Raw genomic sequence first — 23368 nt, 5'->3', positions numbered from 1 at the left:
GACTGCGTGTACCGGCTCGACCCGCGCTACGCACCCGCCCCGCCGGCCGTCCTCACCACCGGCTGGCGGGCGGTGGCGGCGGAACTCCCCCACGGCCCGGCGGTAGTGGCCGTCGAGGGACCCCCGTCCGCGGACTGGGACGCCCTCGCCGGCCGGCTCCGGCGCGAGCTCACCGCCCGCGGCACCCCCGTGGCACTCCTCGACGTACGGCGCCACTACGCGCCGGCCGACGAGGTCAGACGCCGCACCGAGCGGCCCGAGGACGCCGCCGACCCGCACTACTGCAAGCTCGCCGGGAACCCCCTCGACGACCTCTTCGACACCCCGCCCGCGGCGCGCCGCCCCGACGCCGGGCTGCTGCTCGTCTACGGCCCCGGCGCCGCCGTCGTACCGCACGACCTGCTCTGGTACGCCGACGTGCCCAAGCGCTACGCCGAGGCCGCCGTCACCGCCGGCACCACCGGCGCCAACCTGGGCCTGCCCGGTGAAGCACCCGCCCTCCGGCGGCTGTTCTACGTCGACTGGCCCATGCTCGACCGCCACCGCGACGCGCTGGCCCGCCGCATCGACGGCTGGCTCGACGTCCAGGACCCCGGCCACCCCGTCCACCTCGACGGCGACGGGCTGCGCGGCACCCTCGCCGCGCTCGCCCGCCGGCCCGTACGCACCCGGCCCTACTTCAACTCCACCCCCTGGGGCGGCCACTGGGCCCAGCGCGAGCTGGGCTTCGCCCCCGACGCGCCCAACACCGCCCTCGGCTACGAGCTGATCGCCCCCGAGGCCGGCATCCTGATCGGCACCGGACCGGACGCGCAGGCCGAGGTGCCGTTCCAGCTCATGTGCGTCCTCGCCCCCGAGGACGTGCTCGGCGCCGAGGTGCACGCGCGGTTCGGCACCTCGTTCCCGATCCGCTTCGACTACCTCGACACCGTCGACGGCGGCAACCTGTCGCTGCACTGCCACCCGCGCGAGGCGTACATGCGCGAGCGGTTCGGCTGGCCGTACACCCAGCACGAGACGTACTACATGACGCTCGGCAGCGCCGAGACGAAGGTGTACCTCGGGCTCCGCGAGGACGCCGACACCGGGCAGTTCCGCAAGGAGATCGAGAAGGCGATCACCGACGCGGTGCCGATGGACCCGGAGGACCACGTGCTGGCCTTCCCGGGCGAGAAGGGGCAGTTGTTCATGATCCCCGCCGGTACGCCGCACGCCAGCGGCGCCGGCAACCTCGTCCTGGAGATCAGCGCCACGCCGTACCTCTACAGCCTCCGCTTCTACGACTGGCTGCGGCCCGGCGCCGACGGCAGGCCGCGGCCCATGCCGTACGAGCACGGGCTGGCGAACCTCGAGACCGCGCGGCGCGGCGAGGCGGTGGCCCGGGAGCTGGTGCAGGAACCGCGCGAACTGCGCTCGGGCCCCGGATGGCGCGAGGAACTGCTCGGCGCGCTCGACGAGATGTTCTACGAAGTCAGGAGGTACACCCTGGACGAAGGAGCCGAGGCGGGCGACGACACCGAGGGCCGCTTCCACGTCCTCAACGTGGCCGAGGGCGCCGGCGTCACCGTGCACACCGCGGCCGGCGACATCCACGAGCTGTCGTACGCCGAGACGCTGACCGTGCCCGCGGCGGTCGGCGGCTACCGGCTCGTGGCCACCGCGGGCGGCGGGCCCGTGCGGGTCGTCAAGGCCCTCGTCAGGAAGGCCGCCGAGCATTGATCCCCGTCCTGGAGATCGGCGGCACGCACGTCACCGCCGCGCTGGTCTCCCCGCGGACCGCCGCCGTCGCCACCCGCGTGCGGCGTCCGCTGGACGCGCGGGCCCGCGCCGGGGACATCCTCGGCGCGGTCCTGCGCTGCGCCCGCGCCCTGCCGGCGGCGCCGGCGGGCGCGCGGTGGGGGGTGGCGGTGCCGGGGCCCTTCGACTACGCGACGGGCGTCGCGCTCTTCGCCGGCGTCGGCAAGTTCGAGTCGCTGTACGGGGTGGACGTGCGGGCGGCGCTGCTCGACGGGCTGCCGGGGAGCCCGTCGGGCGTCGCCTTCCGCAACGACGCGCACGCCTTCCTCGCGGGCGAGTGGGCCGCGGGCGCCGCCCGCGGCCACACCCGCGCGGTGGGCATCACCCTGGGCACGGGCGTCGGCTCGGCGTTCCTCGCGGACGGCACGCTCCACACGACCGGCCCGGGGCTGCCGCCGGAGGGCCGGATGGACCTGGCCAGGATCGACGGCAGACCGCTGGAGGAGGTGGTCTCCCGCCGGGCGATCCTCGCCAGGTACTCCGTCGCCGCGGGCGCCGGCGGCGGGACGGTGTGCGGGGGAACCGGCTCCGGGGGAGGACCGGGCTTCGCGACCGGGTCCGGGTCGGCGGGGGAGTACGGCGGGCCGCCGGGAGAGGCCGCGGGCGCCTCCGGCCGGCCGCGCCGCCCGGAGGGAGCGGACGGCGCGATCGCCTCCGCCGGCGCGGAAGCCGCCGTCGACGTGCGCGAGATCGCGGAGCGCGCGCGGGCGGGGGAGGAGCGGGCGCGCCGGGTCCTCGACGCGGCGTTCGGCGCGCTCGGCGCGGAACTGGGGCCGCGGCTGGCGGCGTTCGGCGCCACGGCGCTGGTCGTCGGCGGCTCCATGGCGGAGTCCTGGGACCTGGTCGCCCCACCGCTGACCACCGGCCTGACGGCCGGAGGCTGGCGGCCGGCCGCCGGGACCGAGGTCCACGGCGTACGTGCCGCAGGGGACCCCGGCCGGCCGGAACCCGCCCGCTCGCCGCGGTCCGGCGGCCCGGCGGGAGGCCCGCCGCTTCCCGGCGGGCCCGACGGCACCGCGGAGCCCGGCGGTACACCCGCGGAGACCGGTCCGCAGAACTCCGCGGGGCCGCCCCCGGGTTCCCGGCGGCTGGTACGGGCCCTGCTCGGCGAGGACGCCGGACTGATCGGGGCCGCCGCCGCGGTCGGGGGTGCCGGGTGACGCCGGGGCCCGGCGGCGGGGCCGCTCCGCGGGACGCGCAGCCCACGCTGCGGGACGTCGCGGAACGCGCCGCGGTGAGCGCCATGACGGTCTCGCGCGTGCTGCGCGACGACCCCAAGGTGCTGCCCGCCACCGCCGCCCGCGTCCGCGCCGCCGTCGCCGAACTCGGCTACCGGCGCAACGAGGTCGCCCGCAGCCTCCGCCTCGGCAGCGGCACCGGGCTCGTCGGCCTCGTCGTCACCAACCTCGCCAACCCCTTCTACTCCCGCCTCGCCCTCGGCGTCGACGCCGTCGTCGCCCAGCACGGCCTGAAGGCCGTCATCGGGAACACCGGCCAGGACCCCGGCACCGAACGCAGCCTCGTCGAGGACCTCGTCGCCCGCCGCGTCGACGGCATCGTCGCCGTTCCCGCCGGCGGCGACCAGCGGCACCTGGCCGCCGCCGCGGCCGAGGGCGTGCCCGTCGTGCTGGCGAGCCGGCCGCCCGTGGGGTTCGCCGCCGACCACGTCCTCGTCGACGACTACGGCGGCGCCCGCGCGGCGACCGAGCGGCTGCTGGCCGCCGGGCACCGCCGCATCGGCTTCCTCGGCACCCCGCCCGCCGTCTACACCGGCACCGAGCGACTCCGCGGCTACGCCGCCGCCCTCGCCGCCGCCGGGCTGCCCGCCGACGGCAGGTACATACGGCAGGGGCAGCAGCAGACCGCGGAGGCCGCCGTCGCCGCCGCGGCCCTCCTCGCCCTGCCCGAGCCCCCGACCGCGCTCTTCTGCTCCAACAACCGCAACACCATCGGCGCCTTCCGCGCCATCCGCGAGGCCGGCACCGCCACCGCCCTCGCCGGGTTCGACGACTTCGAGATGGCCGACACCCTCGGACTGCCGCTCACCCTCGTCGCGTACGACACCGACGAACTCGGCCGCGAGGCCGGCCGCCTGCTCCTCGCCCGCCTCGGCGAACGCGCCGGCACCGGCCCTCGCGTGGGCGCCGCCCCCGCCCCGCCGGAGCGCAGGACCATGGTCCCGACCACCCTCGTCTCCTACGGCACCCCCGACCCGTAACGGGTTCCGCGCACCCGGGCCCTACCGTCCATGTAACATCCGCTATCTGGATGAGCCATCTTCCCGCCAGGGGAACGGGGGCCGGGACCGGGAACGGAGGTCGCGATGGCGGCAACGGGAGGCACCGCGTCGGGCACGCAGAGCGTGGAGCGCGCCCTGTCACTGCTGTCGTACTTCACCGACGAGCAGCCGGAGCGCCGCATCGCCGAGCTGGTCGAGCTGAGCGGTCTCGGCCAGTCCACCGTCTCCCGGCTCGTGGCCGCCCTGGAGTCGCTCGGCTATCTCGTCCGGGACGAGCGCAGCGGCCTGCACCGCATCGGCCCCAAGGTCGTCGAACTCGCCGGCGTCGCGCTCAACCAGTCCAGCGTCCACCGCGCCGCCCGCCAGGTCGCCCAGAACCTCGCCCACGAACTCGGCCTCGGTGCCAACGTCGCGGAACGCCACGGCGACCGCATGTTCTACCTCTGCCACTTCGAAGGCCCCCTCGCCCCGCGGACCTTCACCCTCACCGGCCGCTCCGCCCCGCTGCACGCCACCGCCATGGGCAAGGCGCTGCTCTCCGGGCTCGCCGAGGACGAGGTCCGCGACCTCATGGGCCCCGACTACCCCGCGTACACCCGCAGGACCATCACCGGCCTCCCCGGACTGCTCGACGCCCTCGCCGAGACCCGCGCCCGGGGCTACGCCACCGAGGTCGAAGAGCTGGCCTTCGGCCGCGCCTGCCTCGCCGCGCCCGTACGCGACCGCTCCGGCGCGGTCGTCGCCGCGCTGTCCGTCTCCGGCTCGCTCTCCGCCATGGACCTGACCGCCCGCCAGGACACGCTCGCCGCCAGGACCGTCGAGTACGCCGACCAGATCTCCACCGGCCTCGGCTACCTCGCCCACGCCCGCCCCGCCGCGCTCTGAACCCGCCCACCCCGCACGCCGGTACGGCCGTTCCGCACCTCAGGACAGAGGTGAGCCCGGTCCCGGGGTGCGGGCCTCGGGACCGGGCTCCGGCGGCGTCGGCCGAACCCTCGACGGCGACGACCGCCCGCTCACGTGCGCACGCTCATGACCTCCCGCCCACCAGCCGGTAGTCGTGCCCCGCGCGCAGCGGGAACGCGACCGCGCCGGTGACGGGGTCCACGGAGAAGCCGACCGCGCGGCCGGTGGTCGTGTCCAGCACCTTCAGCGACTCCGGGTGCCAGCCGGCGTTCGCGTTCACGATCCGCGACGTGCGCTTCCCGTCACCGTAGCTGTACACCGAATCCCGCGTCACCGGGAATACCTGCGCCAGAAGCCGCGCCGAGGAACCCGCCTCCGCCCGGCGCACCAGCACGCCCTTCCCGCCCACGAACGCCGGCACGTCGCCCCCGGCCACCCGGTGGTCCGTGAGCGTCACCGGGCCCTGGTGCCGCTCACCGGTGTTGACGTCGATCCACGTCCCCGCCGGCAAGTAGACGTCCCGCCCGGTCGCCGTCGCGAAGTCCGCTCCCCACACCGGGGCGGCCAGCAGCGACTCCCCGAGCATCCACTGGTAGTTCCGGGTCGACTCGTCGACCAGCCCGTACGTCCGCTCGTCCCGCGGATACGCCAGGTGCAGCGGCGTCATCGCGTACGGGAAGCCGGAGGCGTGCCCGTCGAGGACCGCGTCGTAGATGTACGGATGCAGCGAGTCGTGCCACAGCGCCAGCTTCCTGGTGTCCGCGGCCACGTCGTCGCCGAACCGCCACGGCTGCACGCCGAAGCCGAGCACCGGGGTGAGTGCGTTGAACTGCACGTTGCGGGCGAAGTAGGCGCGGTACGCCGGGTCCGTCGGCTCCGCCTTGCCCGGGGTGCCGCCGACGAAGTCCGGGTAGAGGTTGCCGTGGCCGCTGGCGGCGAGGTTCAGCAGGTTCACCGGCATCCGGTCGGGGTCCTCGTGGTACACCGCGCCCGTGCCGTAGATCGTGTCGTTGATCCGCGCCCAGTCACCGGGCAGCGCATAGGCGGTGTTGCGCACCATCACCGCGTCCCCGGCGTCGTGGAGCGCCTTCAGCAGCGCGTTCCAGTTGCCGTCGCGCCACAGGTCGGGGCTGTAGAGCATGGTGTCCTCCTTCCAGCCGTCCACGCCCCACTTGCGGGTCTGCGCCACGTACCAGTCGACGGCCTCCGGATTCCGGCCGTCCAGCACGTACGACGCGCCGGAGGGGAATTGCGCCCGGCTGACCTTCACCGGCTCGCCATCCGCGCCGGCCAGCAGATACCCGCGGCGCCTGGCCTCCTCCATGAACCCGGCGTCGGTGACCGGGTTGTGGTTGCCGCCGTCGTCCCGCGCGGCCTTGAAGTTGTTGCGCGCGCCGAGGAGGAGCGCCACGTCGTTCTCCGCGAAGAGCCGCTTCAGCGCATCCGGGTCCGGGTAGCGGGGGTTGGGCAGGCCGTCGTCGCGGCCCTCCTCCGCGGTGTCGTCCCACATCCCGAAGGAGTTCGTGGTGCCCTCCGCCGGATTGCCGCGCTCGCCCGGCCAGAAGCCGGAGCCGACGACGCCCCAGCCCAGCGGATAGCCGTGGTCGAGGAAGTCGCGCACCGTCTCCTCCACCGACGACTGATACGTGTTCCAGCCCAGCGCCCCGTACGCCTCCCAGCCCAGTTCGAACATCCGCGGCCGCGGCCGGACGTCCGCGTAGCCGGCGGCGTGCCGCGCCCGGCGGTAGTCGGCGTAGAGCTGCTTGACGTCCGTGCCGAGGAAGTAGTGCAGCCCGTCGACGCCCGCGGCGCCCGCCACCCCCAGCCGGTTCTCCGTCTCCGTCAGGCCGACGCGCTTCTGCCCCTCCGCGAACAGCACCTCGGCGAAGCTCTGCCGGGGAAAGACCGCGAAGGTGGAGACGAAGCGCTTGCAGGAGCCCTGGTTGGTGACGTTGTCCAGGACCAGCCCGGTCAGCTCCGCCCGCGGGCGCGCCTCCACCTTGCCGCTGCACGGCGTCCCGGTCTCCGGGCGCCCGTCCCCGAACGAGCCGTGGTCGCCGAGCCCGTAGGCCGGGCCGACGTGCCCCGTGCGCAGGTCGACCGTGCTCGACGCGGGCAGCCCGGTCACCGCCACGCCCACCGCGCGGGCCCGCGGACGCAGCACGACGCGTGCCGAGCCGCCGCCGGCCAGCCGCACGTCCAGCACCGCCGCCGACCGGCCCGCCGTGACGAGCCGGGCGGACTCCGCGTCCGCGAACTCCGCGTCCCCCGGGCCCTTCACCCGCAGCCCGGACACGGCGTGCGGCGGCGCCACGGCCGTGCCGTCGCGCCGCTCGAAGCCGTAGCGGAACCCGTCCTCCGCGATCGTCATCCGGTACGTCGCGCCCGTGACGACCAGGCCGCGCCCCCGCTCGGCGACCCGGTACCCGGCCGGGCTCCCCGCGGAACCCGCCACCCCCGGGACCCCCGCGCCGCGCCCCGCGTCCGCCGGCTGCGCGGCCTGCGCGGGCGGCAGCAGCGCCGGGAGCAGCGCGAGCGGCAGCGCCGGCAGCAGCGTACGGCGCACGGCGCGCGCTCCGGCACTTGCGCGCACGCTCACTCCTCGATCAGGCGGGCGACGTCCTCGCCGGCCGTCCGCATCGCGTCCTTCGCCGAGGAGTCGCCCACCAGCACCGCCTGCACCTGCTTGGCGACCGCCTCCTCGATCTGCGCGTTGTTCGCGTACGTCCAGAACGGGCCCGGCGTCGCCGTCGCGGTGATCTTCTCGGTCCAGTCCGCGGTGAACGTGTCCGACGCCACCTCGGGAGCCGCGAGGCCCTCCGCCGTCGTCGGCGGCAGCGCCAGCTTCCCGAAGTAGTCGACGACCGTGGCCTGGTCGGAGGTGGTGTGCACGGCGAAGTCCGTCGCCGCCGCGGAACCCTCGCCCTTCGTCACCACGATGACGTGGCCCCACAGCAGCGCCTGCGGGTCGTCCCCCTTCTTCAGCACCGGCCGCGGCACCGCGACCATCGCCTCCGCCAGCGACTCGTCCGCGGCCTCCGCCAGCGTCGCGCCCTTGCCGACCAGCGCGTCGTCGTAGAAGCCGACCTTGCCCTGCGCGAAGAGCGCGCGGGCGTCGAAGCGGTCCACCGCCTTGGCGATCAGCTTCTCGTCGTAGAGCTTCTTGAACCACTCCACGGCGTCCACCGACGCGTCGTCGCCGATCGCCACCTCGCCGTCCGCCATGATCGGGCAGCCGAAGGTCTGCATCCACGGGAAGATGTCCTTGAGCTGCTCCACCTTCGTCGCCGCCGCGTACGGCGTCACCCCGCCGCCCAGGACCTTCAGCGCCCGCAGCGCGTCCTCGAACTCCGCGATCGTGCCCGGCAGCCGGCGGATCCCGGCCTCGTCCAGCAGCTTCTGGTTGCCGATCAGCCCGATGGAGCCCGTCGTCCACGGCAGCCCGTACTGCACCCCCTCGTACTGCCCGCTCTTCAGCGCCACGTCCGTGTAGCCCGCGCCGGCCGCCGCGTCCCCCAGGTCCAGCAGCGTGCCCATCTGCGCCACCGCCGCCAGCCACGCGATGTCCAACTGCACCGCGCCACTGATCTCCCCGCTGCTCAGCTTCAGCGTCAACTGCTTCAGATACTCGTTGTACGGATACTCCGTCGTGGAGACCTCCACCTTCCCGGCCTTCTCCCAGGCGGTGATGATCCCCTCCACGACGGGCTTGCTGGCCTCCTCGTTGAGGGCCCAGGAGGTGAAGCCGAACTTCTTGGCGTCGGCGTCGCCGCCGTCGCCCGAGCCGCCCCCGGAGGGGGCGCAGGCGGCGAGGGCGCCGGGCACGGCGAGCCCGAGGGTGCCCAGGCCCAGCAGTCTGAGGGTGTCGCGGCGTGGAAGTGCGTGGCGGGACATGCCGACTCCTTGGAGGTTGGGAAGCGTGGCGCGGTACGGGACCGGGCGCGGCGGCGCCGGTCAGCTCTTGACGGCTCCGGCGGTCAGCCCGCCGACGAGGTACCGCTGCAGGAACATGAACGCGACGACCACCGGCACCGAGACGATCAGCGACGCCGCCATCAGCGCCGGCCAGGCCGTCTGGAACTCGCCGATGTAGGTGTTCACCAGGCCCGGCGGCAGCGTCATCGTGCCGTCGCCCGACAGCGTCAGCGCGAAGATGAAGTCGTTCCAGCCGCGGACGAAGGCGAACAGACCGGCCGCGACCATCCCCGGCGCGGCCAGCGGTGCGACGATGCTGTGCAGGGTGCGCCAGCGGGACGCGCCGTCGATGGCCGCCGCCTCCAGCAGCGCGTCGGGCACCGTGTCGAAGATGCCCTTCAGCATCCACACGCACAGCGGCATGGTGAAGGTGGTGAAGGAGAGGATCAGCGCCGTGTACGTGCCGAGGAGGCCGAACTGGCGGAAGACCGCGTACAGCGTGATCAGCAGCAGCGCCTGCGGGAACATCTGCGAGGCGAGCACGAAGTTCATCAGCGACTTGCGGCCGCGGTAGCGGAACTTGGAGAACGAGTAGCCCATGTACGTCGAGACCACCACGCTCAGCACCGCGGTGATCCCGGCCACGATCACGCTGTTGACCATGTAGTCGAAGAGCTTGTCGTTCTCCGCGAACGCCCGGAAGTGCGCGAACGTGATCTCGGTGGGGAAGAACCGCGGCGGGAAGCGGAACGCCTGGCCCGGCGGGCTGAGCGCGGTGACCAGCATCCAGTACATCGGCAGCAGGCCGAACAGCCCGATGACGCCGACCGCGGCCCACGCGGCGACGGAGGAGCGGACCTGGTCGGGACGGCGGCGGGGCCTTCGGGGACCCGGGCGGCGCCCGGCGGGGGTCCCGGGCGGACCGGCGGACGGCGCCTTGGGGGAGGTGCCGTCGGCGGTGGTGAACTGGGCGGTGGTCACGAGTGCTTGTCCTCCCGCTCGGAGGTCTTGAGGTACACCCCGACGAGGACCAGGAGCAGCAGCATCCACAACCCGCCGAGCGCGGCCGCGTGGCCGAGGTCGAAGCCCTTGAACGCGTCCTGGTAGACGGCGACCGCGAAGGTCTCCGTGGCCCCGGCGGGGCCGCCGCCGGTGAGGACGTAGATGGTGTCGAAGTGCTGGAAGTTCCAGATGAACTCCAGCAGGAGCACGATCGCGGCGACGCCCCGTACTCCCGGCCAGGTGACGGCGCGGAACCGGCGCACCGCCCCCGCTCCGTCCACGGCCGCCGCCTCGTGCAGCTCGCGCGGCACGGTCTGCAGCCCGGCCAGCATCATGACCATCATCCACGGGAAGCTCGCCCAGGTCTTGGTGACGATCACCGCGACCATCGCCGTGGTCGGCTCACCGAGCCACGACACGCTCTCCTCGATGAAGCCCAGCTCCAGCAACGCGCCGTTGAGGACCCCGTAGTTCGCATTGAAGATCCACATCCAGAGGAACGACACCACGACGCCGGGGATCACCCAGGGGAAGAGGAAGAGCCCGCGCAGGAACCCGCTGCCCTTCAGCCCGGTGTTCAGCGCCAGCGCGAGTGCGAACCCGACCGCGAACGGCGCGAGGGTGGCGCCGACGGTGAAGACGAGGGTGTTCTCCAGCACCGGCCAGAAGTCGCGGTCGAGCACGTCGGCGTAGTTGTCCAGGCCGACGAACGTACGCCCCGGCAGCCGCAGGTCCTGGTCGAAGAAGCCGGTGACGAGGGAGGCGACGAGCGGATAGAACACGATCGCCGCGAAGAGCGCCAGGCCCGGGACGGTGAGGAGGAAGGCGAAGGTGCCGTTCGACAGCCGCTGCCCCTCGCGCCCGGCCGGCCGGGGAGCGCGAGCCGGCGCGGGGGAGGCGGCCGGCGGCGCGGGGGCCGCCTGCTTCGGCGAGGCGGACGGGGGCGTCACGGCCGGCTCCTCTCGGGCTCGCGCGGATGGCCCTGCCCGTTGCCGTTGCCGTTGCCGGGTCCGTTCCCGGACCCGGGCCCGTGGCCGCGGCCGTCGCCGGTCCTGGCGGGCGGCGGCGCGGCGCGCGGGCCGACGTAACCGAGGCCGACGCTCACGGAGTCGGCGGCCTCGACCGCGGCGCGGGACAACTCCTCCTCGCGCCGGTCGAGGGCGACGGTGGAGAGCGGCCCGGAGATGGAGATGGCGGCGACGATGTCGCCGGAGCGGTCCCGGATCGGCGCGGCCACGCAGGAGCGGCCGTGCGCCAGCTCCTCGACCTCGGTGGCGTAGCCGCGGCGGGCGACGGCCTCCAGCTCGGCGTCGAGCGCGGCGTGCGAGGTGAGGGTCGCCTGCGTGTAGCCGGGCAGCGCGCCCTCGGGAAGCAGTTCGCGGCGGCGCTGCGGGGCGAGACCCAGCAGCAGGCACTTGCCGAGCCCGGTGGCGTGCAGCGGCTTGCGCTGGCCGGTGAGCACGGTGGACCTCGGGGCCAGTTTGCCCTCGAAGTTGAGCAGGTAGAAGAGCGCGGCGCCGTGCCGGATGGCGACGTTGGCGCCGAGGCCGAGGCGGGCGGCGAGCTCCTGCGCGAGCTGGCGCGCCTCGCGGTGGACGGGGTGGTGGTTGACGGCGACGCCGCCCAGGGTGATGGGGGCGGTGCCGAGGCGGTACAGGCCGCTGACGGCGTCACGTTCGACGTAGTCCAGCGACTCCAGGGTGGCCAGCAGCCGGGAGGTGGTCGAGGTGCCGAGGCCGGTGATGCGTACGACGTCGGAGACCCGCAGCTCCGGGTGGCCGTTCTGGAAGACGGCGAGCACGGCCACCGCGCGCTCCACGCTCTGGTTGTTGCCCTGATCCGATGCCATCCGCGACTCCAGTGAATCTGCTTTGCAACATGCGGGATCGTTGCCCACATATTGCGACGGCGTCAACCCTTGTGGCCGGGCTTCTGCGGCAACGGCCCCGATCCGGGCCGGTGATGACGACCGGTTTTCTCGTGCGGCGGGGGTTGACGGTCGTGCAGCATGTGGACACTCTTCCTGCATTACGGATGTCAGTTGCACCAGTGGGGAGCGTGTCATCGATGCCCAGCCGCCGGAGCTTCGTCAAGGCCGCGGGAGTCACCGCCGTGGCAACGTCAGCCCAGGCAGGCGCGGTTGCCGCCGCCGCGGACCGGGACGCGGGCCCGGACACCCTGCACCTCGACGGCGACCGCGTCCGCCTCACCTGGGGCCGCACCGACAACGGCTGGCGCGCCGTCCAGGTGCGCCTCCGCACCCGCCGCGGCTGGCGCGAACTCCCCGGCCCCCTCGGCGAGTACGGCCTCACCCACCACGCCGGCGCGGAACCGCCGGACGCCCAGCAGGTCCGCCGCGAGGAGGCCGGCACCCACCATGCCTTCCTCCCCGCCGAAGCCGCCGCCGAAGACGGCGCCGTCGTCTTCCGCCACACCCACCCCCTCGGCACCCTCGAAGCCCGCTGGCGCATCGACGGCCGCCACCCCCACGACGTCCGCGTCACCCTCACCTGGACCGCCGCCCAGGACGGCTGGGTCAGCCTGCGCACCCCCACCCTGTGCGCCCTGCCCGAGCAGGACCTCGCCTTCGGCTGCGTCCCCGGCGGCTGGTACGGCCACGAGGCCAACCCCGACCTGCGCATGGCCGCCGAGTACGGCCACGGCCTGCCCGCCGTGCCGCACCTCTTCTACGACGACCTCGCCACCACCCTCGCTCCGGTCCTCAGCACCACCGAAGGGCTCACCCTCGCCGCCGTCGCCGAACCCGGCATGGCCCGCGACCCGTACGCCGCCGACCGCGTCACCCACCGCGACGTCCGCCTGGCCCTGTCCACCCGCGACCGCGCGGGACGCCTCACCCCGCACCTCGCCCGGCCCATCCTCGGCCGCGCCGACTCCCGCTGCACCGCGGGCGACCGCAGGGTCCTCGACTTCCGCTTCACCCTCACCGACACCGACTGGTTCGAGGCGCTGCGGCACGCCGCCACCGACGTCTACGGCTTCGGCAGGTACCTCGAACTCGCCGCCAACAAGCACGCCCTCACCGAGCGCCTGGCCCGCATCCAGGCCACGTACATCGCCGACCCGGTGCTGTCCCAGTGGCTCACCGACGAGTACGAGGGCACCACCATCGGCGCGCAGAAGTACAACGGCTTCGTCCAGGGCGCCGAGAACGACGCCATGAAGAACTCCGACATCGGCGCCATGTGGGGCCTTGCCGCCGCCACCTCCGACGGGCTGCTGGAACGCGACCGGCTGCCGTACGTACGCGCCTTCAAGCTCGCCCAGCAGCAGACGTCCGACGGCCACTACCGCGGCGCGCTCAAGGGCCAGTACTACCTCTTCAAGTCGGACCGCTTCGTCGAGGAGGGCAATCCCGACGCCGACATCGCCGACTACGTCGAGCCGCTGGCCACCGCGTACTACGTCGTCACCGACCTCGCGCACATCCTCCTCTTCCAGCCCGGCGACGCCGAGCTGAAGGGCCGCATCAGGCTCGCCGCCGACCACCTCGCCGACGCCCAGAAGCCCGACGGCTCCTGGGAGGTGGCCACCGACAAGGAGCCGCCGTACGCGGTCACCTACCCGCACCTGACCGAGGACCTGCGGCCCACCTGGTACGGGCTGCTCGTCGCCCACCACGCCCTCGGCGACCGGCGCTACCTCGACGGCGCCGTGCGCGGCGCCGACTGGTACGTGACCCACGCCGTCGAGCGCGCCCGCTACCTCGGCTCCACCGGCGACTCCGGCTTCCGCATGGACCTGTCCCTCTCCCAGGGCATCCAGGGCCTGCTCGACCTCGCGGACGCCACCGGCGAGCGCCGCTACCGCGACGCCGCCATCGAGGTCGCCCGCCTCCACACCACCTGGATCTACACCCACCCCGCCCCGTCCACCGAGCCGCGCACCCGGGCCGGCGCCACCTACGAGGCATGGCAGCTCACCCAACTCGGCCTGCAGAAGGAGCAGAACGACAGCGCCCCCGGCAACGGCCCCATCCTGCTCTCCAGCTTCGCCGGCACCTATCTGCGCGTACACCGCCTCACCGGCGACCCGCTCTTCCGCGACATGGCCCGCGCCGCCGCACTCGGCCGCGACGCCTTCGTCGCCGAGGCACCGGGCGTGCACTCGTACTACTGGGTGAGCTTCACCGGCGGCATCGGCTCCTTCCCGCACCACGCCTGGTGGCAGATCGGCTGGATCCTGGACTACCTCCTGGAGGAGGTACGCACCCGCAGCGGCGACCGGATCAGCTTCCCCCGCGGCTACTTCACCCCCAAGGTCGGCGGTCAGCTCACCTACGGCTTCGCCCCGGGCCGCGTCCACGGCACCCCCGCGACGCTGCGCATCCCGCCGCGCCTGCTCACCGCCGACACCCCGCACGCCGAGACCCTCGGCGCGCTGGCCACCGACGGCGGCCGGCTCTTCGCGCTGGTGCTGAACAGCAGCGCCCGGCCGCTGACCGCCACCGTGACCGCCGACCCGGCGCTGGCGCACCCGGACGGGCCGCGCACCATCACCGGCATCCGCGCCGTCTCCGGCCGCCTCACCGCCGCCGACGCGCCGCGCTTCACCGTGGCGCTGAAGCCCCACGGCATCGCGGTCGTCGCGCTCGACCTCGCCGAGTAGCCGGCCCGTACGCCGACTCGACCGGAAGGACGTCAGATGCCCCGCGCCACCCCCCTCGCCGCGGCGCTCGCCGCCGCCACCGCCCTGCCCCTGCTCGCGTTCGCGCCGCCCGCCGCCGCGGCCCCCGCGGCCCCGGGGGCCGCGGCGGCGGAACGGGCCGCGGCCCCCGCCGCGGGGCCGCCCGGGACCGGCTGGACCCAGGTCTTCGGCGACGAGTTCGGCGCCGCTGCCGTCGACACCGCTACGTGGAACTTCCGCACCGACGTGAAGGCCAACAGCGCCCAGCGCCCGCAGAACGTCACCCAGTCCGGCGGCGCGCTGCACATCGCGCTGAAGAAGGAGGACCACGCGGGCAAGCAGTTCACCGGCGGCGGCGTCATCTCCAGGAAGCACCTGCGCTACGGCTACTACGAGACCCGCGCCAGGATCAACGACGGCGCCGGCTGGCACACCGCCTTCTGGCTCCAGGCCGGCGACGGCAGCACCACCTTCCCGGCCGAACAGCGCACCGAGATCGACGGCTTCGAGACCGACTCGGTCAGTCCGTCGAAGACCTCGCACAACGTGCACGGCTGGGTGGGCAGCGGCGTCCACGGCCCGGTCACCTACGGCTCCGGGACGTACGACACCGGTCTCGACCTCCGGCAGTGGCACACCTACGGCATCGACTGGTCGGAGAGCGGCGCGAAGTTCTTCATCGACGGCGTCCTGAAGTACACGGCCCCGTACACCCCCGGCCAGTGGATGCACGACTACACCGCCGTCTGGCTCACCAGCATCGCCACCGGCGCGCTGCCCGACGCCGGCAAACTGCCCTCCGCGGTCTCCTTCGACTACGTCCGCTACTGGCAGCGCGACTACTACGTCGACAACGACGGCGCCGCCGCCTACGGCTACTCCACCACCGGCACCTGGCAGCCCAGCGCGCTCACCGGCTGGACCAGGGACTCGCCCGTCTCCTACGGCTGCGCGGCGGGCGCCGAGGCGACGTGGCGGCCCCGGCTGCGGGCGGCCGGCTCGTACGAGGTGTTCATCCGCAAGTCCGTCTCCGCCACCGGCGGCGACCCGGCGGCGAAGGTGACCCTGGACAACGCCGGCGCCGTCACCACCCGCACGCTCGACGAGCGCTCCGGCAGCCCCGGCTGGGTCTCGCTGGGCACGCAGCCGTACCAGGCGGGCGAGAGCGCGTCGGTGTCGCTCACGGCGAGCGGCACGGGCTGTGCGCACGCCGACGCGGTGAAGTTCGTCCGCCGATGAGGCCGGGAGCCGCGCTGCTGACGGCGCTCGCCGCACTCCTCGCGCTCGTGCTCCTCGTCCCGGCGGCGCCGGCTCCCGCCGCGCCCGCGGGTCCCGCCGGGACGGGGCCGTCACCGGCGGCCGGGAGCTGGACGGTCACCGCCCCCGGCGGCCGGTCCGCCGCCACGCTGGAGCGGCTCGACGACGGCGCTCTGCGGCTGTCCGTGAGCCGCGACGGGCGCACCGTGCTGCGGCCCGCACCCGTCGGAATCACCGCCGCCCACGGCGACTTCACCCGCGGCCTCACCCTGCGCGGGACCGGCAGCCGCCGGATCGCCGAGCGCTACGACACCGTCGTAGGCAAGCGGCTCCACCACCGCGCCGACGCCGTCGAGCACACCTTCCGGTTCGAGAACGCGGACGGCGGCCGGATGACGCTCCTCGTCCGCGCCGACGACGACGGCATCGCCTACCGCTACGTGCTGCCGCACGAAGGCCCCGTCACCGTCACCGCCGAGGCGTCCGCCTTCGCGCCGCCGCCGGACGCCACCGCGTGGCTCGCGCCGTACGGGGTGACGTACGCGCAGCGGCCGTTCGAGGCGGCGGTCGCCGGCGTGCCGGACGGCGCGTACGCCTACCCGCCGCTGTTCCGCACCGCGCCCGGCACGTACGCGCTCGTCACCGAGGCCGACGCGGACGGCCGGTACGGCGGCACCCGGCTCACCCGCCGCGACGGCGCCTTCGCCGTCACCCTCCCCGACGCCGGCGGTGAGACCGCGCCCGGACCGCTGGCCACCCCCTGGCGGGTGGCGGTCGTCGGCGACCTCGCCGGCATCGTCGAGTCCGATCTCGTGCAGGACCTCGCCCCGCCCTCGCGCGTCGCCGACACCTCGTGGATCGAACCGGGCGCCGCCGCCTGGTCCTGGTGGTCCGACTCCGCCAGCCCGCACAGCCTCGCGGCACAGAAGGAGTACGTCGACCAGGCGGTCCGGCAGGGCTGGGAATACGTGCTCGTCGACGAGGGCTGGGACGCCGCGTGGGTGCCCGGCCTCGTCGCGTACGCCCGCGCCCGCGGTGTCGGCGTGTGGCTGTGGAGCCGCTGGAACGACCTGGAGACGCAGGAGCAGCGGGACGCGAAACTTCCGCTGTGGAAGTCCTGGGGCATCAGCGGCGTGAAGCTCGACTTCATGGACTCCGACAGCCAGGAGCGGCTGGCCTGGTACGACGCCGTGCTCGCCGACACCGCGCGGCTGCGGCTCCTGGTCAACTTCCACGGCGCCACGCTGCCCCGGGGCATCGAGCGCACCTGGCCGCATGTGCTGACGGTGGAGGCGGTCGCGGGCGCCGAGCTGTACAAGATCGACCCGAAGCGCATCGGCCCGGACGTGAACGCCACCTACCCCTTCACGCGCAACGCCGTGGGCACGATGGACTACACCCCGGTCACCTTCTCCGCCGCGGACCGGCACACCAGCGACGCGCACGAACTGGCGCTGGCCGTGGTGTACGAGTCGGGGGTGCAGCACTTCGCCGACAGCCCCGAGTCGTACGCCCGGCACCCGGAGGCGGAGGACCTGCTCGCGTCGGTGCCGGCGGTGTGGGACGAGACCCGGCTGCTCGACGGCGAGCCGGGGGAACGGGCGGTGCTCGCGCGGCGCAGCGGGGACGCGTGGTACCTCGGCGGGATCGCGGCGGGGAACCGGGCGCAGACCGTGGACTTCCGGCTCGGGATGCTGCCGCCGGGGCGGCACCTGCTGGAACTGTTCCGGGACACGGACACGGACACGGACGGCGGCCGCGGCGGCATCGCCGTCGAGCGGCGCACGGTCGCCCGCGGCGACCGGCTGGCCGTGCCGCTCGCGGCCGACGGCGGCTTCGCCGCCCGCGTCTGCCCCGCGCGGACGGGGCGTACGACCTGCGGTCGCGGCCCCACCGACGCGCGGCTGACGGCCGACCCCGATGGCGTCCTCGCCGCGCCCGGCCGGACCGTCCCGGTCACCGCCGGCTTCACCGCCCCGCCGGACGCCCCGGCCCGGAACGTCGTTCTCGACGCGGTGGCGCCGGACGGCTGGCGGCTCTCCGCACCCGACGGACCCACCCGGGCCCGTACCCTGCCCCCGGGCCGCACCCTCACCGCCACCTGGCGGGCCACCCCGCCGTCCGGCGCCGCCCTGCGCTCGTACGAGGTCGTCACGCGCGCCCGCTACGACGCCGTGGACGTGCCGCGTGAGCACGCCCGGCGGCTCCTCGTCGACCCGGCCGAAGTCGTGCTGCCGCCGCCCGGGCTCTCGCACGTCGAAGCCGACGCGGGCCACGCGCTGACGCTCTCGTGGATCCACGCCTCCGCCACCTCGGCGTACGTCGAGTGGCGGCGGGAGGGGGACGCGGAGTGGAGCCGTACGGACGCCGCCTTCGACGGCGTACGCCACCGCGCCACGGTCGGCCCGTTCGAGGAAGGGCTGGTGGACCTGGAGTACCGCATCGTCGCGGGCGACGACGTCTCGCCCGCGTACACCGCGAGGCTCGTCGACCCCGCCGCCGTGACCGTGGTCGACGACGGCGCCGCCGGGCACACGGAGAACGGACGCTGGCTGGGCAGCAGCGTCACGGGCTGGGACGGCGGCCGGACGCGCTACACCGGCACCGCGGGAGACACCGCCACCTGGCGCGCGGAACTGCCGGACGGACTGTACGAGGTGGCCGCGTACGTGCCCGCGCACGACAACTCCACCGCGGCGGCGTCGTACGCGGTGGGGGAGCGGACCACCGGGGTGGACCAGCGGGCGGCGGGCGGCACCTGGGCCGGCCTCGGCCGCCACCGGCCGGACGCCGGCGCGCTGGCCGTCCGGCTCACCGCGGGGCCCGGCTTCACCCGCGCCGACGCCGTCCGGTTCATCCGGGTCGACTGACCGCACAGCCGGCCGGCCGCCCGGCGCACCGGATCACGCCCTCGCGGCCTTCGGATGCCCGAACCGCAGGGCAGAGAACTCAACCGCGCTCCGCGATACCTGCCCGTAGTCCGCGACAGAACCGCACCACGGAAAGGAATCCCACTCATGCGCAGACTCCTGCGCGCCGCCCTTGCCGCCGCGCTCTGCGGGGCGATCACCGCCACCGCGCTGTCCGCGGCGGCCGACGAGCGGGCCCCCGCGCACGCGGCCGCCACCGTGCCCGCCGCGGACGCCGAGGGACCGGGCCACCAGATACCCGCCGGGCAGCGCACCACCGACCTCGGCGGCACCTGGCGCTTCACCACCGACCCGGCCGCCGGCCCCGGCGACTGGGACGCGATGCCCGTTCCCGGCAACTGGGACCAGCACGACGCGTACGCCGAGCACCAGGGCGACGCCTGGTACCGGCGCACGTTCGACACCCCGCCGCTCCACTCCGGCGAGGTCGCCAGGCTGCGCTTCGAGGCCGTCAACTACACCGCCACCGTCACCCTCAACGGCCGGGAACTCGGCACCCACACCGGCGGCTACACGCCCTTCGAGTTCGAGGTCGGCGACCTGCTGAAGCGCGACGGCACCCCCAACACCCTGACGGTGCGGGCGAACAACGACTACGCCGTCGGCGCCACCTGGCCCTGGGGCGGCATCTCCCGCCCCGTCACGCTCACCGTCGACCCGGCGGTGCGCATCGAGCGGCAGCACATCGTCGCCGAACCCGACCTCGACGCCGGCACCGCGGCCGTGACCACCGAGGTCACCGTCTCCAACGCCGGCGGCACCGAGCGCACGGTGCGCGTCGACGGCGCACTCACCGACACCCGCGGCCGGCCGCTGCCCGCGGGCGTCCTGCGCGGCCGGGACGTCGCCGTGCCGGCCGGCGGGACGCGCACGGTGGAGCTGGCGGCCCGGCTGCCGCGCGGCTCGTACGGGCTGTGGTCGACCGACGACCCCCGCCTGTACCGCGCCACCGTCGCGCTGCGGCAGCAGGGCAGCCCCGGCTACGCGGTCTCGGACCGGTTCGGCATCCGCAGGATCGACATCGTGCCCGACGGGTTGCTGCTCAACGGCGAACGGGTGCGCACCGCCGGGTTCAACCGGGTGCCCGGGGACCGGGTGCACGGCGCCACCGAGCCGATGTCCGTCGTACGCGCCGAGATCGACCGCATGAAGGAAGCGGGCGCCACCATGACCCGCATCCACCACGTGCCGCAGTCGCCCGACCTGCTCGACTATCTCGACGAGGCCGGGATGCTCAACATCGGCGAGATCTCCGTGTGGGGCAAGGACGCCTCGCTCGACCCCGGGCGCTGGCGGCCGGAGCTGCGCGAGATGGTGCGGCGGGACGCCAACCACGCCTCGATCGTCGCCTGGTCGGTCGCCAACGAGATCGCCGGGAACACGGAGAAGGGGCGGCACTTCGTCAAGTCGATGATCGACTACACCCGGGAGGAGCTGGACGACTCCCGTCCGCTGACGTACGTCAGCAACACCTTCAGCGACATCGAAGGACCGGAGGACGAGGCGCTGCAGTACGCCGACTTCCTCTCCGTGAACATGTACGGCGGCTTCACCGACCGGGTGCGGGCGCTGCGCGAGCACTTCCCGGACAAGCCGGTGTTCGTCAGCGAGTTCAGCGCCGACGGCTACACCTTCACGCCGGAGCGGGAGAGCGTGGAGTTCGCGTCGAAGAGCGACGGCGCCATCCCGGCACAGCTCTCCGCGCTGCGGTGGGTCATCGGCGTTTCCCGCTGGACCTTCGACGACTACCGCAGCCGCTACTCCGGCACCTCGCCCAACCAGTTGCGCGGCTGGGGCGTGCAGACCGACTGGGGCGGGCTGAAGCGCAACTACGACCAGATGCGCGCCGCGTACGCCCCCGTGGCCGGACTGGACGTCGCGGCGGCGGACGGCGGCAGCGAGATCACCGTCACCCCGCGAGCGGCCGGTGAGCTGCCCAGCCACATCCTGCGCGGATACCGGCTCAGGTGGAAGGCCCTTGCGGCGGACGGCTCGACGGTGGCGCAGCGCAGCACCCCGCTGCCGCGGATCAGCCCCGGGGACGAGCCGCTCACCCGGCCGGTGGCCTGGGACGGCGGCGGTGCCGCGGGCGAGGCGGTCACCGAACAGGTCGGGCTCCTCGACCCGCAGGGGTACGAAGTGGCGGTCGCCGACCGGGACCTGGCGGCGCCGGCGGCACCGGAGGTCACGCAGACGGTGGCGGCGGCCGGAGCGGTCCGCGCCGGGTTCACGCACGTCGCCGGCGCCGACTCGTACCGCGTCGAGGCACAGGCGGCGGCCGGCGGGGCGGTGCGTTCGACGCTGGTCCACAAGGACGACCACGGCGACGTCACCGGGCTGGCCGACGGCACGGCGCACCGGGTGCGTGTGGTGGCGGTGAGCGGGGCGGGCGAGACGGCCTCGGAGTGGACGGAGGTGACGCCGCGGGCCGGGGCCGGTGCGCTGCCGCCGGACCCGCAGTCGCTGGAGCCGGTCGCCGGCGGCGCGGTCTTCCAGTGGCGCGGCGTCGCGGCCGACGACGCGTACGAACTGGAGGTCACAGACGCCGCGGGCGAGCCGGTCCGCTCCTGGACCACCCGGCTCCGCGGCTTCAGCCGCATCGAGGAGCAGGCGGCGGGGACGGACATCCGGGTACGCGTCCGCAGCGTCCGCGGCGGTGCGACGAGCGCATGGTCGGAGTGGACGCAGGTGTCAACGGGCTGAGCGGGGAGACCCGTTGCGGTGTCCCGGCCCGTACCCGGAGGGGGCGGGCCGGGACACACGGGTGCCGCAACGCGGTGCCGACTCCCGTAAGACGGGACTGGACCCCGGCATACGAGCAGGGAATCCGCTACTTCAGCGGCACCGGCACGGTGCAGCGGAGCGATCCCCGCAGGGGAGTCCGGCCCCCTGTGGGGCGACGCGCCCGCGGGATCCCGGCTACAGGAAGCGCTCCCGGAGGTCCGGGCGGAGCCAGGCGGCGGGGGAGGAGATGCTGAGGCCGCCGTCCACCGGCAGCACCGCCCCCGTGATGAACGAGGCCGCGGGCGAGGCCAGGAAGTGCACGGCCGCCGCGACCTCCGGCGGCGTGCCGGTACGGCCCAGGGGGTAGCCCTCGGCGACGTGCGCCAGCGGCGGGGTGCCGATCATGCCGGGCGCCACCGCGTTGACGCGGACGCCCCGCGGGCCGTAGTCGAGGGCGAGTTGGCGCACCAGCCCCTCGACGCCCGCCTTCGCCGCCGCGTAGCCGGGCAGTCCGGGGGCGGCGAGGAAGGCGTTCACCGAGGTGACGGCGACGATGGCGGAGCCGGCCGGGAGCAGGGGGAGCGCCGCGCGGGCGACGTAGAACGCCGTGTCCAGGGTGGCGGACTGGGCCAGCCGCCACTGGGCGTCGGTGGTCTCGGCGGCCCGCGCCACCGGCTGCGCCGCCGCCGCCAGCACCACGACGTCGAGCCGCCCCAGCGCCTCCGCCGCCGACGTCACGCACCGGGCGGCCCCGGCCGGATCCGCGCAGTCGGCGGCGGTGTACGCGGCGTACGGCGGGTGCGCGCAGTCCGTCAGCCCGCAGCCCGCGACCCGGTCGCCGCCCTCCGCGAACGCGTCGGCCACCGCGCGCCCGATCGCCGAGTCGCCCCCGACGACGAGCACCCCGCGCGCCCGCCCGCTCCCGCCGGGCGCCGCCGCGCCCCAATCCCCGCCCGTGCCCGTGCCCGTGCCTTCGGCCGGTACCCCGCTCACCGCGCCCCGCCCGGGGCCACCGGCGGCAGCGCCAGCCGCCCCAGGATGCCGTCCAACTGCCCCCGCAGCGCCTCCGTCAGCCCCTTCGCCGGCAGCCGCACCGCCGCGGAGTCGATCAGCCCGCGCCGTACCAGCACCTCCTTGTGCACCGCCCAGGCGAACCCCGCCTGCATGCCGAACCGGATCAGCGGCAGCAGCCGCTCGTACGCCCCGTGCGCCTCGTCCGTCCGCCCCGCGGCCCAGGCGTCCAGCACCGGCCGCAGCGCGTCGGTGAACTCGCACGCCGGCATCGTCCCCACCGCGCCCGCCGCCAGCTCCTCCAGGAGGAAGAAGGCGTTCTGCCCGCCGAGCACGTCGAACCCGTCCGGGGCCGCCGCCGCCGTCTCCGCGATCTTCGGCACGGTCGGCGCCGACTCGACCTTCACCGAGGCGACCCCTTCGAGCTTGCCGAACTCCGTGATCAGCGGCACCGGCATCGCCACCCCCGTCGTCGCGGCGGCGTCCTGCACCATGACCGGCGCCCCGGCGCGTTCGCCGAGCGCGCCGTAGAAGTCGACGAGCTGCTGCGGGGCGGGCTTCGCGAGGTACGGCGGCAGCACCATCAGCGCGTCCGCGCCGCCCGCGACGGCCTGTCCGCACTGCTCCAGCGCCGTCGCCAGGCTCGTCGGGCTCACCCCGGCCACCACCGGCACGGCACCGGCGACCACGTCCCGCACGTCGGCGAGGACGGCGTCCCGGTCGGCGGCGGTGAGCGCGAAGCCCTCGCTGGCCATGCCGAAGACCGCCACCCCGTCGGCGCCCGCGAGCAACTGGAACGCGGTGAGCCGGCGCAGCGAGGTGCGGTCGAGGCTCCCGTCCGGATGGAAGGGGGTCGCGAGGACGGGGACGAGACCTCGTACGGGCCGGCTCATGCTGGGGTCCTTTCGTTCGCCCGGCCGGCTCGCGCCGTGCGGCGCGG

15 protein-coding genes are annotated in these 23368 nt (G+C 74.7%); 8 read left to right on the top strand and 7 right to left on the bottom strand.

Annotated elements, in window-relative coordinates; genetic code table 11:
• The first annotated feature begins 6 nt into the window (after nucleotides 1–6).
• The 4 genes from DMB38_RS02535 (at nucleotide 7) to DMB38_RS02520 (ending at nucleotide 4921) form a co-directional block, all read left to right on the top strand.
• Nucleotides 7–1719 (top strand): class I mannose-6-phosphate isomerase, encoded by a 1713-nt coding sequence (locus DMB38_RS02535; protein ID WP_125933767.1) that lies wholly within the window; start codon nucleotides 7–9, stop codon nucleotides 1717–1719.
• Nucleotides 1716–2957 carry an ROK family protein gene (locus tag DMB38_RS02530; protein ID WP_125933766.1) on the top strand — a complete coding sequence of 414 codons (1242 nt, stop codon included), beginning with the start codon at nucleotides 1716–1718 and terminating at the stop codon, nucleotides 2955–2957. The genes DMB38_RS02535 and DMB38_RS02530 overlap by 4 nt, the downstream gene beginning before the upstream one ends.
• Complete coding sequence (locus DMB38_RS02525; RefSeq protein ID WP_125933765.1) at nucleotides 2954–4015, top strand: LacI family DNA-binding transcriptional regulator; 1062 nt, start codon at nucleotides 2954–2956, stop codon at nucleotides 4013–4015. The genes DMB38_RS02530 and DMB38_RS02525 overlap by 4 nt, the downstream gene beginning before the upstream one ends.
• Nucleotides 4016–4120: 105 nt before the next feature.
• Nucleotides 4121–4921: an IclR family transcriptional regulator gene (locus DMB38_RS02520; protein WP_047014590.1), complete on the top strand. Its 801-nt coding sequence runs from the start codon at nucleotides 4121–4123 to the stop codon at nucleotides 4919–4921.
• A 145-nt stretch (nucleotides 4922–5066) separates the two neighbouring features.
• Here the strand turns inward: DMB38_RS02520 and DMB38_RS02515 are convergent, their stop codons facing one another.
• From DMB38_RS02515 to DMB38_RS02495, 5 genes are read right to left on the bottom strand one after another with little or no spacing between them, the layout of a single operon-like run.
• The gene (locus DMB38_RS02515; protein WP_240661938.1) at nucleotides 5067–7535 is read right to left on the bottom strand and encodes a TIM-barrel domain-containing protein; all 2469 of its coding nucleotides are present in this window, start codon (nucleotides 7533–7535) and stop codon (nucleotides 5067–5069) included.
• Nucleotides 7536–7537: 2 nt separating this feature from the next.
• Nucleotides 7538–8836, bottom strand: coding sequence for an extracellular solute-binding protein (locus DMB38_RS02510; protein WP_125933764.1), 1299 nt, complete (start codon nucleotides 8834–8836; stop codon nucleotides 7538–7540).
• Nucleotides 8837–8896: 60 nt separating this feature from the next.
• Nucleotides 8897–9838, bottom strand: a complete 942-nt coding sequence (locus tag DMB38_RS02505; protein ID WP_125933763.1) for a carbohydrate ABC transporter permease — start codon at nucleotides 9836–9838, stop codon at nucleotides 8897–8899.
• On the bottom strand, nucleotides 9835–10809 hold the full coding sequence (locus DMB38_RS02500; RefSeq protein ID WP_125933762.1) for a sugar ABC transporter permease: 975 nt from the start codon (nucleotides 10807–10809) through the stop codon (nucleotides 9835–9837). The genes DMB38_RS02505 and DMB38_RS02500 overlap by 4 nt, the downstream gene beginning before the upstream one ends.
• Nucleotides 10806–11708: an IclR family transcriptional regulator gene (locus tag DMB38_RS02495; protein WP_125933761.1), complete on the bottom strand. Its 903-nt coding sequence runs from the start codon at nucleotides 11706–11708 to the stop codon at nucleotides 10806–10808. The genes DMB38_RS02500 and DMB38_RS02495 overlap by 4 nt, the downstream gene beginning before the upstream one ends.
• Nucleotides 11709–11971: 263 nt before the next feature.
• Between DMB38_RS02495 and DMB38_RS02490 the strand changes: the two genes are divergently transcribed.
• From DMB38_RS02490 to DMB38_RS02475, 4 genes are all read left to right on the top strand, one after another.
• Nucleotides 11972–14488, top strand: a complete 2517-nt coding sequence (locus DMB38_RS02490) for a hypothetical protein (RefSeq protein WP_240661936.1) — start codon at nucleotides 11972–11974, stop codon at nucleotides 14486–14488.
• A gap of 36 nt (nucleotides 14489–14524) precedes the next feature.
• A complete protein-coding gene (locus tag DMB38_RS02485) occupies nucleotides 14525–15745 on the top strand; it encodes a glycoside hydrolase family 16 protein (RefSeq protein ID WP_125933759.1) in 1221 nt (406 codons plus the stop codon).
• Nucleotides 15742–18633: a glycoside hydrolase family 97 catalytic domain-containing protein gene (locus DMB38_RS02480; protein WP_125933758.1), complete on the top strand. Its 2892-nt coding sequence runs from the start codon at nucleotides 15742–15744 to the stop codon at nucleotides 18631–18633. The genes DMB38_RS02485 and DMB38_RS02480 overlap by 4 nt, the downstream gene beginning before the upstream one ends.
• 147 nt (nucleotides 18634–18780) lie before the next feature.
• Nucleotides 18781–21396: a glycoside hydrolase family 2 TIM barrel-domain containing protein gene (locus DMB38_RS02475; protein WP_125933757.1), complete on the top strand. Its 2616-nt coding sequence runs from the start codon at nucleotides 18781–18783 to the stop codon at nucleotides 21394–21396.
• A 216-nt stretch (nucleotides 21397–21612) separates the two neighbouring features.
• Here DMB38_RS02475 and DMB38_RS02470 read toward each other — a convergent pair whose 3' ends face one another.
• Nucleotides 21613–22410 (bottom strand): SDR family oxidoreductase, encoded by a 798-nt coding sequence (locus tag DMB38_RS02470; protein ID WP_125933756.1) that lies wholly within the window; start codon nucleotides 22408–22410, stop codon nucleotides 21613–21615.
• Complete coding sequence (locus DMB38_RS02465) at nucleotides 22407–23321, bottom strand: dihydrodipicolinate synthase family protein (protein WP_125933755.1); 915 nt, start codon at nucleotides 23319–23321, stop codon at nucleotides 22407–22409. Before DMB38_RS02465 ends, DMB38_RS02470 begins: the two co-directional genes overlap by 4 nt.
• Nucleotides 23322–23368 lie beyond the last annotated feature (47 nt).

The organism is Streptomyces sp. WAC 06738 (assembly GCF_003945505.1).
In the GTDB taxonomy this organism is placed as follows: domain Bacteria; phylum Actinomycetota; class Actinomycetes; order Streptomycetales; family Streptomycetaceae; genus Streptomyces.
The sequence above is the reverse complement of the archived record's forward strand: the minus strand, read 5'-3'. Positions and strand labels throughout refer to the sequence as shown.

What these genes read in the sequence shown, in the direction of transcription:
- DMB38_RS02480 (WP_125933758.1), top strand. Translation starts at nt 15,742, where the DNA reads ATGAGGCCGGGAGCCGCGCTGCTGACGGCGCTCGCCGCACTCCTCGCG.
- DMB38_RS02485 (WP_125933759.1), top strand. Translation starts at nt 14,525, where the DNA reads ATGCCCCGCGCCACCCCCCTCGCCGCGGCGCTCGCCGCCGCCACCGCC.
- DMB38_RS02465 (WP_125933755.1), bottom strand. Translation starts at nt 23,321, where the DNA reads ATGAGCCGGCCCGTACGAGGTCTCGTCCCCGTCCTCGCGACCCCCTTC.
- DMB38_RS02510 (WP_125933764.1), bottom strand. Translation starts at nt 8,836, where the DNA reads ATGTCCCGCCACGCACTTCCACGCCGCGACACCCTCAGACTGCTGGGC.
- DMB38_RS02495 (WP_125933761.1), bottom strand. Translation starts at nt 11,708, where the DNA reads ATGGCATCGGATCAGGGCAACAACCAGAGCGTGGAGCGCGCGGTGGCC.
- DMB38_RS02520 (WP_047014590.1), top strand. Translation starts at nt 4,121, where the DNA reads ATGGCGGCAACGGGAGGCACCGCGTCGGGCACGCAGAGCGTGGAGCGC.
- DMB38_RS02475 (WP_125933757.1), top strand. Translation starts at nt 18,781, where the DNA reads ATGCGCAGACTCCTGCGCGCCGCCCTTGCCGCCGCGCTCTGCGGGGCG.